At 48.1% G+C, this 13,835-nt stretch carries 12 protein-coding genes; 8 read left to right on the top strand and 4 right to left on the bottom strand.

Annotated elements, in window-relative coordinates:
- The first annotated feature begins 6 nt into the window (after positions 1–6).
- Entirely contained in the window at positions 7–1,260 is a 1,254-nt protein-coding gene (locus tag I2H74_RS07185; RefSeq protein WP_195572814.1) for an LL-diaminopimelate aminotransferase, read from the top strand.
- Between the two features lie 146 nt (positions 1,261–1,406).
- On the opposite strand, the gene I2H74_RS07190 is transcribed toward I2H74_RS07185, so the two are convergent.
- Positions 1,407–1,781, bottom strand: a complete 375-nt coding sequence (locus I2H74_RS07190; protein ID WP_229106440.1) for a hypothetical protein — start codon at positions 1,779–1,781, stop codon at positions 1,407–1,409.
- Positions 1,782–2,463: 682 nt separating this feature from the next.
- Here I2H74_RS07190 and pyrR point away from each other — a divergent pair.
- The 7 genes from pyrR to pyrE all read left to right on the top strand — a co-directional run bounded on the left by pyrR (position 2,464) and on the right by pyrE (position 11,260).
- Positions 2,464–3,003 (top strand): bifunctional pyr operon transcriptional regulator/uracil phosphoribosyltransferase PyrR, encoded by a 540-nt coding sequence (pyrR, locus tag I2H74_RS07195; protein WP_195573424.1) that lies wholly within the window; start codon positions 2,464–2,466, stop codon positions 3,001–3,003.
- 6 nt (positions 3,004–3,009) lie between these two features.
- Entirely contained in the window at positions 3,010–3,924 is a 915-nt protein-coding gene (locus I2H74_RS07200) for an aspartate carbamoyltransferase catalytic subunit (RefSeq protein WP_195572818.1), read from the top strand.
- Between the two features lie 97 nt (positions 3,925–4,021).
- Complete coding sequence (locus I2H74_RS07205) at positions 4,022–5,308, top strand: dihydroorotase (RefSeq protein ID WP_195572820.1); 1,287 nt, start codon at positions 4,022–4,024, stop codon at positions 5,306–5,308.
- 127 nt (positions 5,309–5,435) lie between these two features.
- Positions 5,436–6,566, top strand: a complete 1,131-nt coding sequence (locus I2H74_RS07210) for a glutamine-hydrolyzing carbamoyl-phosphate synthase small subunit (RefSeq protein WP_195572822.1) — start codon at positions 5,436–5,438, stop codon at positions 6,564–6,566.
- A gap of 1 nt (position 6,567) precedes the next feature.
- Positions 6,568–9,786 (top strand): carbamoyl-phosphate synthase large subunit, encoded by a 3,219-nt coding sequence (gene carB / locus I2H74_RS07215; protein ID WP_195572824.1) that lies wholly within the window; start codon positions 6,568–6,570, stop codon positions 9,784–9,786.
- 105 nt (positions 9,787–9,891) lie between these two features.
- A complete protein-coding gene (gene pyrF, locus I2H74_RS07220; RefSeq protein ID WP_195572826.1) occupies positions 9,892–10,626 on the top strand; it encodes an orotidine-5'-phosphate decarboxylase in 735 nt (244 codons plus the stop codon).
- Position 10,627: 1 nt separating this feature from the next.
- Positions 10,628–11,260, top strand: coding sequence for an orotate phosphoribosyltransferase (gene pyrE, locus I2H74_RS07225; protein WP_195572828.1), 633 nt, complete (start codon positions 10,628–10,630; stop codon positions 11,258–11,260).
- Positions 11,261–11,533: 273 nt separating this feature from the next.
- On the opposite strand, the gene I2H74_RS07230 is transcribed toward pyrE, so the two are convergent.
- The 3 genes from I2H74_RS07230 to I2H74_RS07240 form a co-directional block, all read right to left on the bottom strand.
- On the bottom strand, positions 11,534–12,142 hold the full coding sequence (locus I2H74_RS07230; protein ID WP_195572830.1) for a PepSY domain-containing protein: 609 nt from the start codon (positions 12,140–12,142) through the stop codon (positions 11,534–11,536).
- Between the two features lie 119 nt (positions 12,143–12,261).
- On the bottom strand, positions 12,262–12,924 hold the full coding sequence (locus tag I2H74_RS25115; RefSeq protein WP_195572832.1) for a PepSY domain-containing protein: 663 nt from the start codon (positions 12,922–12,924) through the stop codon (positions 12,262–12,264).
- Positions 12,925–12,998: 74 nt separating this feature from the next.
- On the bottom strand, positions 12,999–13,835 hold an 837-nt coding region (locus I2H74_RS07240; RefSeq protein WP_195572834.1), incomplete at its 5' end, for a sensor histidine kinase.

Below are 13,835 nucleotides of genomic sequence, written 5' to 3' on the forward strand. Positions count from 1 at the left end.
ATGTATATGAGCGTTGAACAATATCAAGAAACCTATATCCAGCAGGTGTTCGCGGATCGCATTGGGGGCGTGAACTATGGCAAGGATACGAACATTTATAAATTTGAAAAAATCAAGCGCGCCAAGGCAGCGGCAAAGCAAGCTTTTCCTAACGTCGAATTGATCGATATGGGCGTAGGGGAGCCTGACGAGATGGCAGATGCAGGCATCGTTGCCAAGCTTGCTGAAGAAGCAGCCAAGCCAGAAAACCGCGGATACGCAGACAATGGAATTCATGAGTTCAAAAGAGCGGCTGCACAATACTTGGCAGACGTGTTCCAAGTGGGAGGCATCGATCCGGATATAGAGATCGTTCACTCGATCGGCTCCAAGCCAGCTCTAGCGATGCTGCCTTCTTGCTTTATTAATCCAGGTGATGTCACGATCATGACAGTGCCAGGCTATCCTGTCCTTGGTACACATACGAAGTATCTGGGTGGAGAAGTATACAACATCCAATTAACGAAGGAAAATAACTTTCTGCCGGATCTTGATAGCATTCCAGCTGAGATCTGCCAGCGTGCTAAGCTTCTTTATCTGAACTATCCAAACAATCCCACAGGAGCAGCTGCAACGACTGCGTTCTTTGAAAAGGTTGTAGCATGGGCAAAGCAGCATCATGTCATCGTGGTGCACGATGCGCCTTATGCAGCTCTAACGTATGATGGAGAGAAGCCGCTCAGCTTCTTGAGCGTTCCTGGCGCCAAGGATGTAGGTGTTGAGCTTCATTCCCTGTCCAAGTCCTACAACATGACGGGCTGGCGTATCGGATTCGTCGCAGGTAATCCACTTGTCGTCAAAGCTTTCAGCGATGTGAAGGACAATAACGACTCTGGTCAGTTTATCGCGATCCAGAAGGCTGCTATCTATGGCCTTGAGAATCCGACGATTACAGAAGCCATTGCGGAGAAATATTCCCGCCGTCATAATCTGCTTGTGAGTGCCTTGAATGAAATTGGCTTCCATGCGGAGAAGCCTAGAGGCTCCTTCTTCCTGTATGTAGAAGCGCCTAAAGGTGTAGTAAACGGTCCAACCTTCGACTCAGCCGAAGCGTTTTCTCAATACCTCATTCGCGAGAAGCTGATTTCTACTGTGCCTTGGGATGATGCAGGTCACTTCATTCGCTTCTCCGTAACCTTCCAAGCGAAGGGACTGGAGGAAGAGAAGCGCGTGATTGAGGAACTGAAGCGTCGTTTGACAGACGTTCAGTTTATATTCTAGTTTGTGATAAATAAGCCTTATATCGAAGCCCTGTAAGCAGTCGTCTTGCAGGGCTTTGTTGTGCAGAAAGAAACCCCCAGTTAGACTGGGGGTTCATAAGTGCTTTTAACGATGTAAAACGTTTAAACTTTGTGACTATAATGAAATTAGTAAAAGTTTAAGTATACGCCGGCAATGCCAGTCCACTGATTGGTCCATACATTTACCGTATACGTATCATAAGGAAGGTTGTTCAGGCTGCCAGATGGAGATTGAGAGATGCCGTTTGAATAAATGATTTGGCCAGCGCTATTCCTAACTTCATATTGATACCAGAGCACAGGCCCATATTCAGGAGGAGCCATGCTGTAGGCATCAACATAAACAGAGAGTCTTCCTTGACCAGCAATTGATTTCGTAATTTGTGCAGAAGTAGAATAGGAATGAGCAGGTACTTTCTGTGCAGAAGCGACAGACACGGGTAAAATCGCCATCAATGCTGCCACAGTTAACATGAGCGACAACCATTTTCGTTTCATCATCTCTCACGATCCTTTCCTTCAAATAGGATGATCCTCGTGCTAAATCCAAGATGCAGGTAATCCTTCTTCTACATTCTCCCTCCCTGCTCTTTTTATTGCATTCTAGCTGCTCTATGAAAAGGGCTATGCACTGTGAGCGTAACATGAAGATCGATATTGTGTAAATAGTACTAAATATATAAATTAATGTAAATTATAATGAGGGACAAGCTGAATATAAAGGTTTAACGTTGATTTAGAGTTTTAGAATTAGAATGAAAGCTTTGTCTTGACATCGGATGGTTGTAATGGGATAATCCTATTAAACGCATATTGAGCCTTTAAATCAGTCCAGAGAGGCTGGCAAGGTCACGCTCGGAAGCGAACGGTTAAGCGAGCAGATAGGGATATCCGATGATACGAGAGATCATGGATCGACGCCCAGAATATCTGTCGCAACTCTACCCGACTTTTGATGAGAACATGGGAGGTTTGGAATCATACCTTCGTGGCATCTTAAGGGATGAGTACACCCGATTCGCATGATATTACGCAGACAATCCTTGCCATTAGGCAAGGATTTTTTTGTGTAATCATACACGACAGACGTGATTAAAGGACTTCGATACATGTGAACTAGGCTTCAAATGCGATTGCAGTAAATACCAAAGTTGAACACAGGAAGGGAGGACGTGCAGTGAGTATGGCAGACTACAATGTCATTATGGATGAAGCGGCGGTACGAAGAGCGCTGACCCGAATTGCACACGAGATTCTAGAGCGTAACAAGGGGATCGAAGGATGTGTGCTCGTTGGGATCCGAACAAGAGGAATTTATTTAGCGCAGCGCATCGCTGAGCGAATCCAGGCTATTGAAGGTGTCAGCATCCCGGTTGGCGAGCTCGATATCACACGATACCGTGATGATCGCAAAGTGGTTGAGCAAGATAGTGCGACAGTGCCTGGGGAAGCTTACCCGATCGAAGGCATGAAGGTGATTCTTTGCGACGATGTACTCTACACAGGCAGAACGATTCGAGCAGCAATGGATGCAGTCATGGATCACGGCCGACCTGCAATGATTCAACTTGCGGTACTTGCGGATCGCGGTCATCGAGAATTGCCGATACGCCCAGATTATGTTGGCAAGAATGTGCCGACATCGAAATCGGAAGAGATTCAAGTCTTCTTCCAAGAGGCAGACGGCGTCGATGAAGTTCGAATTTCGCATAACAGGGGGTAGTACACCATGACTATGGTCCGTTTGTCAAAAACGACGAAGGAACGCAGCTTGCTTGGACTAAAAGACCTGAGCCGTGAAGAGATTACATTTTTGCTTGATCGTGCGGCTTATTGGCAGCAGCAGAAGGAAAAGGTAAGCCATACGCTCGAGCATAAGTTTGTCGCGAACATGTTTTTTGAGAACAGCACGCGTACACGCAACTCCTTCGAAGTAGCTGAGAAGAGACTTGGCATGGAAGTTGTGAACTTCTCGGCTGAGAATTCCAGTGTGGAAAAGGGAGAATCGATCTATGATACGGTTCGCACCTTGGAATCGCTGGGCATGGATGCAGGGGTTATTCGTTTAAAGCCAGTAGGGCTTCTGCAAGAAATCGCGGAACGGGTCAACATGCCGCTCATTAACGCAGGAGATGGCAATAACGAGCATCCTACGCAAGCGCTGCTTGATTTGTATACGATGCGCAAGGAATTTGGAAGCTTGGATGGCTTAAGCGTATCGATCGTTGGAGATGTCGAGCATAGCCGCGTCGCTCGTTCGAACCTGTGGGCTCTTCAAAAGTTCGGAGCGAAGGTGAACTTCTGTGCTCCAGAGAACATGCGGACGCATGATTTGGACGTTCCTTATGTATCCTTCGACGAGGCTCTAAAGGCGGATGTCGTCATGATGCTTCGCGTACAGCTTGAGCGCCATGAGAGCTGCAGCTTATTCTCTTCCATTGAGGAGTACCGCAAATCTTACGGACTAACAGCATCGCGAATGAATCAGATGAAAGATCATGCGATCATCATGCACCCGGCACCGGTCAATCGCAACGTGGAGATCGATGATGAGCTGGTTGAGTGCAGCAGATCGAGAATTTTCACACAGATGAGCAACGGTGTGCCTGTACGGATGGCGGTCATGGAACGCGCGCTGCGCTAAATCGATAGATTCGGATAACATCCATATAGAATATGAAAAAAATCTGGGGATCGCGTCAAAAGCGCGTGAACCACTTGGCGGAGAGGGGAAAAGTACAATGTTGATACTTGCTAATGGACGTGTACTAAATGAACAAGGTCATCTGATCGAGGCAAATGTATGGGTAGAGGACGGTGTGATCCGCCGCGTGACGGATTCGAACGCAGCTCTTCCTGAGGGTGCAGAAGTGATCGACGTAGCGGGTAAATTTGTCTCGGCAGGATTCATCGATATGCACGTTCACCTTCGCGAGCCTGGATTTGAACATAAAGAAACGATTGCAAGCGGAACTCGTTCCGCTGCAAGAGGCGGTTTCACGACGATCGCTTGCATGCCGAACACGAAGCCTGTTATTGACACCGTCGAAACGGTAGCGTTGATTCATCAAAAAGCTAAAGAAGAAGGCATCGTAAAGGTGCTCCCATACGGCTCGATTACAAAAAATGAGCTTGGGCGCGAGTTGACGGACTTTGAGGGACTGAAGGAAGCGGGGGTTATCGGATTCACGGACGATGGCGTAGGCGTCCAAACCGCACAAATGATGAAGGATGCAATGGCGCGCGCGCAAGCACTTGGCATGCCAATCATCGCCCACTGTGAAGATGAGTCGTTGGTTGTCGGCGCTCCTGTCAACGAAGGCCCATTTTCAAAAAAGCATGGACTTAAAGGAATCCCGAATGAATCCGAAGCGATCCATGTCGGACGCGACATTCTGCTGGCAGAAGCGACAGGTGTGCACTACCATGTCTGCCACGTTAGCACGGAGCAATCAATCCGCTTGATTAGACAAGCGAAGCAAATTGGCATTAACGTAACGGCAGAGGTATGCCCGCATCACCTTCTGCTATCCGATGAAGATATCCCAGATCTTGATGCGAACTGGAAGATGAACCCGCCGCTTCGTTCGCCGCGCGATGTAAAAGCATGCATCGAGGCGCTTGAAGATGGCACGATTGATATTCTGGTAACGGACCATGCGCCACATAGCGCTGAAGAGAAAGCTCGCGGCATGCAGCTTGCACCATTTGGCATCGTAGGACTGGAGACAGCCTTCCCGCTGATGTACACGAAGTTCGTAGAGACAGGCAAATGGACGCTTGACATGCTGGTAAAACGCATGACTTCTATCCCAGCTGCTACGTTCGGACTTCAAACCGGTCGACTGGAAGAAGGCGCACCAGCAGACTTGGCTGTCCTTGATCTGGATACAGAACGCAAAGTAAATCCAGAAGAGTTCTTAACGAAAGGACGCAATACGCCATTTACAGGCTGGAAGCTCAAAGGCTGGACCGTCATGACTTTGGTGGACGGCAAGGTTGTTTGGAGCGACGATACCCTAAGCTAAGGGTGATCTCATCATGAAAACAGATTGTCGAGCTCGACAAAGCGATAGATGACAGCATACAGAGAACAGATATAGCGAAAATTCGCCTTAGATGGTGGAGATGAAATGAAAGCGAGGAGTGACTAGCATGCAAGCTAAATTGTTATTGGAAGACGGAACACTCTTTACGGGAACGTCCTTTGGTTCTGATCGGGAGTCCGTAGGTGAAGTCGTATTTAATACAGGAATTACAGGCTACCAAGAGGTGTTGTCTGACCCATCCTACTGTGGACAAATCGTAACGATGACTTACCCACTGATTGGAAACTACGGGATTACAAGAGATGACTTCGAATCGATTCGGCCTTATGTGCATGGCTTTGTGGTTCGTCGTCATGAGGAGATTCCAAGTAACTGGCGTGCTGAATACTCCGTAGATCGCCTGCTGAAGGAGTATGATATCCCTGGAATCAGCGGTATCGATACTCGTATGCTTACTCGCAAGCTTCGTCACTTTGGAACAATGAAAGGGATTCTTGCAACAGGCAATAGATCGATTGAAGAACTGCAAGAAATGCTGCAAGCTACACCGCTATTGCGTGACCAGGTGGCGCGCACATCCACTCAGCAAGTGTTCTCAAGCCCTGGCAGCCGCGAGCGCATCGTGCTCGTTGACTTTGGAGCAAAGAGCGGCATTCTTCGCGAATTAACACAAAGAGGATGCGATGTAGTCGTCGTACCGCACACAACTACTGCGGATGAGATTCGAGCGCTTCGCCCTGACGGCATTCAATTGTCCAATGGCCCTGGGGATCCGAAGGATGTTCCACATGCGATCGAGATGCTAAAAGAAGTGCTTGGCGAGATTCCAGTATTCGGCATCTGCCTAGGGCACCAATTGTTCGCTCTTGCATGCGGGGCAGATACAGGAAGATTGAAGTTTGGCCACCGCGGCGGCAACCATCCAGTTAAAGAACTGAGCACAGGACGCTGCTTCATTACATCGCAGAACCATGGCTACACGGTTGTCGAAGAATCGGTAGCAAACTCAGAACTGGAAGTAACGCATATCAACAATAACGATAAGACGATTGAAGGCTTGCGTCACAAGCAGTATCCAGCGTTCTCTGTACAGTATCATCCAGAGGCAGCACCTGGACCGCACGACAGCAGCTATTTGTTCGACCAATTTATCGAAATGATTCGTGAACATAAACGCAATACACCTAAGATCCCGCGTCAGGCGGAACTCGTAGCACAGCTGAAAGGGGAACAATAACATGCCAAAAAGAAATGAACTGAAAAAGATTCTCGTTATTGGATCCGGACCAATCGTAATCGGGCAAGCAGCAGAGTTCGATTATGCCGGTACTCAAGCCTGTGAAGCACTGAAAGAAGAAGGCTTTGAGGTTGTTCTCATTAACAGCAACCCAGCCACGATCATGACAGATACGAACATGGCTGACAAAGTATATATCGAGCCCATTACATTAGATTTCGTAAGACAAATCATTCGCCAAGAACGTCCTGACGGCCTGCTCCCAACACTGGGCGGTCAAACGGGTCTTAACATGGCTGTTGAGCTTGCGCGTGCAGGAGTGCTTGAACAAGAAAACGTGCGCTTGCTTGGTACACAGCTAGACGCAATCGAGCGTGCGGAAGACCGCGACTTGTTCCGCGAACTGATGAGAGAGCTGGAGCAGCCAGTGCCTGAAAGTGATATTGTAACGTCTGTCCAACAGGCGGTTGACTTTGCGAATCAAATCGGATACCCGATCATCGTCCGTCCGGCTTATACACTAGGCGGAACAGGCGGCGGTATCTGCGACAACGAGGAGCAGCTTCGTGATGTCGTGGCATCAGGAATTCGCTACAGCCCAATCGGACAGTGCTTGATTGAGAAGAGCATCGCTGGTATGAAAGAGGTCGAGTATGAAGTCATGCGCGATGCGAACGACAACTGTATCGTCGTGTGCAACATGGAGAACTTTGACCCAGTAGGCGTTCACACAGGCGACAGTATCGTTGTAGCGCCAAGCCAAACGCTGTCGGATCGCGAGTATCAAATGCTTCGTTCGGCTTCTCTTAAGATCATCCGTGCACTTAACATCGAAGGCGGTTGTAACGTACAGTTTGCGCTTGATCCAGACAGCTATCAATACTACGTTATCGAGGTAAACCCTCGTGTAAGCCGCTCTTCTGCGCTTGCATCCAAAGCAACGGGCTATCCCATTGCGAAGATGGCTGCGAAGATTGCGGTGGGATATACATTGGATGAGATCGTTAACCCCGTAACAGGCCAAACCTATGCTTGCTTTGAGCCTACACTTGACTATATCGTATCGAAGATCCCACGCTGGCCGTTCGACAAGTTCACACAAGCGAACCGCAAGCTCGGAACACAAATGAAGGCAACAGGCGAGGTTATGGCAATCGGCCGTACCTTCGAAGAGTCGATTCATAAAGCGATTCGCTCGCTTGAGATCGGCGCGCATCGCTTGTACTTGAAGGGAACCGACGAGCTATTGCAAGAAACGCTAGAAGCGAGACTCAAGTCACCTGATGATGAGCGCTTGTTCTTAATCGCAGAAGCATATCGCCGCGGCTACACTCTGCAGCAAATTCATGATCTTACGAAGGTAGACTGGTGGTTCCTTGATAAGCTGGAGCGCATGATTAAGTTTGAGGATCAGCTGACAGCTGAAGAGAACTTGTCCAGCGAAACGCTGTACGAGGCGAAGCGGATGGGCTTCACTGACCGCGCGATTGCGGAAATCCGCAGTGCGAAGTTAAGCGTTGGCACGCATCTGACAGAAGCTGAGGTGCGTACGTCTCGTAAGGAGAAAGGCTTCATCCCTGTATACAAGATGGTTGATACTTGTGCAGCGGAGTTTGAAGCAACAACGCCGTACTACTACTCAACTTATGAAACCGAGAATGAAGTAACAGAGTCGACAAAAGAGAAAATCGTCGTTCTGGGTTCAGGTCCAATCCGTATCGGACAAGGGATCGAGTTCGACTACTCTACCGTGCATGCGGTATGGGCGATCCAAGATGCTGGCTACGAAGCGGTTATTATCAACAATAACCCTGAGACGGTATCGACCGACTTCAGCACATCTGACCGACTGTACTTTGAACCGCTCTTCTTCGAGGATGTCATGAACGTTATCGAGCAAGAGAAGCCAATCGGTGTCATCGTTCAATTCGGTGGTCAAACAGCGATCAACTTGGCAGCACCGCTTGCCAAGGCTGGTGTTAAAATTCTCGGCACAAGCCTAGAGAGCATTGACGAAGCGGAAGACCGCAAGAAGTTCGAAGCGCTTCTCTCCCGCCTAAACATTGCACAGCCGAAAGGCAGCACGGTCACTTCGGTAGATGAAGCGGTAGGAACTGCTCAAGGTCTCGGATATCCGGTACTCGTTCGTCCATCTTACGTTCTCGGCGGACGTGCGATGGAGATTGTATACTCTGACCAAGAGCTCTTAAGCTACATGGAGCAAGCAGTGAAGATCAATCCGGATCATCCGGTACTGATTGACCGCTATATGCTTGGCAAAGAAGTAGAGGTTGATGCCATCTGTGACGGGGAAACGTTGCTTATCCCAGGGATTATGGAGCATATTGAACGCGCTGGCGTTCACTCCGGTGACTCGATCGCGGTATATCCTCCTCAACACCTGAAGGAAGAACTGAAGCAGAAAGTTGTCGATATCACGATTCGCATCGCGAAGGAATTGAAGACCGTAGGTCTAGTCAATATCCAATTCGTCATCTACAAAGATGAAGTGTACGTCATCGAGGTTAACCCGCGCTCTTCCCGTACGGTGCCATTCTTGAGCAAGGTTACGAATATACCGATGGCGAACGTAGCAACGAAGCTTATTATGGGAAGCAAGCTTGAATATCTTGGTTATCAAGAAGGCTTGTGGCCAGAAGATGAGCATGTGTCGGTTAAAGTTCCAGTGTTCTCCTTTGCGAAGCTGCGCCGCGTAGAACCAACGCTTGGACCTGAGATGAAGTCGACAGGCGAGGTAATGGGCCGCGACAAGCAGTACGCGAAGGCGCTGTACAAAGGCTTGATCGGCTCTGGCATGAAGATTCCTGCTACAGGCTCCATCATCTGCACAGTTGCAGACAAGGACAAAGAGGAAGCTGTTGAACTAATGAGAGGCTTCTTCAACCTCGGCTACAAAATTATTGCGACTGGCGGTACTGCACAAGCGCTTGAGGATGCAGGTCTTAAAGTCACGCATGTGAAGAAGCTGACAGAAGGCTCTCCTAACATCTTGGATCTCATCCGCAACGGCGAGGCACACTTTGTAGTCAACACCCTTACAAAGGGCAAGACGCCTGAGCGCGATGGATTCCGTATCCGCCGTGAGGCTGTAGAGAATGGTGTCGTATGTATGACATCGCTCGATACCGTACGCGCGCTGCTTGAAATGCTTGAAACGATTAACTTCTCATCGAGACCGATGCCAACCGTTCAAGCTTAATTTGATGATAAAGTGACACAAGGAGGCCGATTGAGCCTCCTTGACTTGCGAATAAAGGCTGAGATCAGCCAAGATTACCTATGTTTGATCGGAGGAAGTGAATCGATGAAGTCATTAACCTTAGAGCAAGCGGCTAATCGTATTATGGTTGCACTTGATTACCCTGACGCTGAAGCTGCCAAGCAGTTGATGGTGCAACTAGAAGGCATTCCTTGCTATATGAAGGTTGGCATGCAGCTGTTCTATGCGGCAGGACCTGACTTTGTACGTGAGTTGAAGACTCGTGGATACCGCGTGTTCTTGGATGTGAAGATGCACGATATTCCGAATACGGTAAAGGGCGGTTCAAACAGTGTTACCAAGCTGGGGGTTGATATGTTCAACGTTCATGCGGCAGGCGGCGTCCAAATGATGAAAGCAGCCATGGAAGGCGTTGAAGAAGCGCTCGCTCATCATCAAGGTTTGGCTAAGCCTACTGTCATTGCTGTAACGCAGTTAACCAGCACGAGTCAAACGATGATGAACGAAGAGATTGGGATCCCTGGTCTAGTGACCGATAGTGTCGTACGTTACGCGCAACTGACGAAGGAGGCAGGACTCCATGGTGTAGTCGCATCTCCGCAGGAAGTGACGCTTATCAAGCAGGCGTGCGGAGAGGCATTCCAAACAATTACGCCAGGCATTCGCCCTGCAGGCAGCGCCGTAGGGGATCAAAGTCGTGTGATGACACCTGAACAAGCCTTTGCTCAAGGTACTGACTATGTTGTGATTGGCCGTCCGATAACGGCTGCACCAAGCCCACGTAAAGCATTAGAATCTATATTGGAAGGATTGATCTAACATGACAACTCTAGAACATACTATTGCCAAGCATCTTTTGAACATCAAGGCGGTTGCCCTACGTCCGAATGATCCATTTACTTGGACATCGGGGATCAAGTCTCCGATCTACTGCGACAATCGTCTGACGATGTCCTATCCAGAGATTCGCAATGCGATTGCAGAAGGCTTCGCGTCATTAGTGCGCGAGCTTGCTCCAGATGCGGAAGTTATTGCAGGAACAGCAACTGCTGGTATTCCTCATGCAGCATGGGTGGCGGAAAAACTAAACTTGCCTATGGCTTATATTCGTGACAAGGCAAAAGGCCATGGAAAGCAAAATCAAATCGAAGGTCTTATCAAGGAAGGTCAAAAGGTTGTTGTGATCGAAGATTTGATCTCTACAGGCGGGAGCTCGCTAAAGGCTGCACTCGCTGTTAAAGAAGTTGGTGCGGAGCCAGTCGCTGTGCTTGCCATCTTCAGCTATCAGCTTGATAAAGCGGTGAAGGCTTTTGAAGAAGCTGGCATTCCGCTTCATACCTTGTCCAACTATACGGCTTTGATTGAAACTGCGCTTGAAGAGAAAGTCATTGAAGAGACCGATCTGGCCGTGCTTAAAGCATGGCGCGAAGATCCAACATCGTGGGGAAAATAAGTTCTCGATTGCTTGCAACTATATGAATCGTCTTAACGTTATAAAGGGAGACAGAGCAGGGTTAGCCTGCTGTTGTCTCCCTTTTAATATGTTGGCAACAGAATGATAACAATGTGAGGTGGTACATAAAAGGTGTGACCACTGCTGTTATCGTGGACTGATTCCAAACCACACCCGTATGGAGCCATGTAACGGCTATTCAAAGTCATGCCTATATTCTTGTGCTGAGTGCATGCAGAGTACGATCGTGTGGACGGCTAGCGATTGATTTGATTAATCCCAGTCAACGTCCAGAATGACCCCAGTGGAGGAGACTTTGACATCGACGTCTTCACCGTTGTGCGAATCAATTTCGATCTCGTAAACGATCTTGCCGTTATCGCGATCAACATCTACATCTTCAACTGTACCTGGCACCTTTGCTAAAGCGATATCGATCGCTTGCTGCTTGGTAATCTTACCAGCTGGCTTTTTGCTAGGAGCAGGTGGCGTTTGATTTTTAGCAGGAGCGTTGTGATTATCACGATCATCCTGGTCATCATCGTCATAAAGGTTCATGTCTTTCTCCCAGGTATACGCACCAGTGGATGCATGGATATAAAGCTCATCCTGGTCATCATCACGTTGATCGAATTCCACTTCATAGTACAAGGTGCCGTTAATGCGTTTGACATCGATTTCTTCAATCTTGCCATGATTGGATGCGTTAGCTGCAATTTTCTTCGCATGGTCTCTTGTTATCTTTACCGTAGAGGAAGCAGCTTGTGAAGCAGATGCTTTCTTCACATCCTCCTTCGCGCTGACAAGAGAGTTCATTCCAATGCCTGTTGTCAAAAGTGCTGCAGCTACCGTTGTGGTGATGATCCATTTCTTTTTGCTCATGTTTATCATTCTCCTTTGCATTCATTGCTCATGATCTGACAAGACCAAGTATAGATGGTGAGAATGAGAATGCCGTAAGAGAAAAATGAGAAATTGATGAGAGATCTGAAAGAAAAGGATTAATCTTCATCCCATTCCAATGAAATGACTTCACCAGTATAAGCATTGATATAAATCTTAACTTCTTTATGATCAGCCGTATTTATTTCAATCTCATAAGCTAACAAATCATCATCATCCTCTAGCTCCACAGAGGTAATCGTACCCTTCACTTGCTTCAAAGCGATTTCCTTCGCTTGTTGTTTAGTAATACGAGCAGTTGATTCACCTTGATTAGAGGCTGAACCTCCTTGTGAAGATGAATCTGGCTTCGATGGGGGAGTTGGCTCTTTACCACTGCCATTGCTGGCACCAGGAGACGGAGCCGTTTGCTGATCGTTATCCTTGGTTGGAGCAGGTTCCGGCGTATTGCCCGATGGGTCCGTTGGCTTGGCTGCAGTCATTCTTGTCATCTTTTCAATATTGCCGTTTTCAGCATTGACTAAAATGGCATAGGTACCTTGCGCATTCGTAAGGGTGACGTCAAAGGAAGGGAAGGACTGCTGCTCGCTGCGGGCAATTTGCTCAATCGTTCCCTCATATTTTTGTTCAATTAACGAAATGATCTCATCCTGGCTTAGCAGCTCGTGATTGTCACGGGAGCTCCAATAAAGGATACCGATAATAAGGATTAGAATGAGTAGGATGGCTGCCGCTATGCTTCCGGTTCGTTTAAGTTTCACATAACCACCTTATTTCTCATGGGATGCGTTCATTATACAAGGTAAAGATGAGAAAACGCTGAGATTCTTATGCTTTAGACTTTGAACCAGAGCGTGAAGCAGGTGTACTCTCCTTCGGTGCTTTCTATTGAGAGCACCGCATCATGGGCGTCGGCGATTCGCTTCGCAATGGATAACCCTAAGCCAGTGCCGCCTGTGTCTCGGCTTCTCGCCCTGTCGACTCGGTAGAAGCGGTCGAAGATGTAAGGAAGGCTTTCCTTTGGTATCCCGATGCCATAGTCTTTGACTGCGATGTAAGGCTGATCTTCTTTTAATCCAAAGTGAATCTCAATCGTTCCATTGCTGTAATGAATCGCATTATTCAACAGGATTAAGAGCAATTGCTTGAGCTTCAGGCGATCGGCACAAACCTCAATCGTTTGATGAGGATACAGTTGAATGTCACGCTGATAGGTCGTTTCGAGTAGGTTTTTGAGCTCCTTGGCAAGCTCCAATAGATGGACATCCGTCAGCTCAAGCGGGGAGTCGTTCTCATGTCGCGCCAAATCCAGCATTTGAAGCGTCATTTCTTTCATCCGGATCGATTCTGCATAGATGGCTTCAATCGATTCGTTCAAAATATCCGGATCATTGGCTCCCCAGCGTTTAAGCAGGCTCGCATAGCTCTCGATCACCGTTAACGGAGTCTTAAGCTCATGTGAGGCATCCGAGACAAACTGCTGCTGCTTTTCATAGTTATCTTCTAATTTATCCATCATCGTATTGAAGGTCGTCGCTAGCTGAGACAGCTCGTCCCTTGTGCTTTGCCGATGCTCAAGGCGAATAAACTGATTGCTGCGCTCAATATGCTTCATCGTTGCGATCATATCTGAAAGCGGCTTTAGAATAAGCCTGCTAAGAAGATGGCCTGC

It is taken from the genome of Paenibacillus sp. 1001270B_150601_E10 (assembly GCF_015558675.1).
Lineage (GTDB): Bacteria > Bacillota > Bacilli > Paenibacillales > Paenibacillaceae > Paenibacillus_B.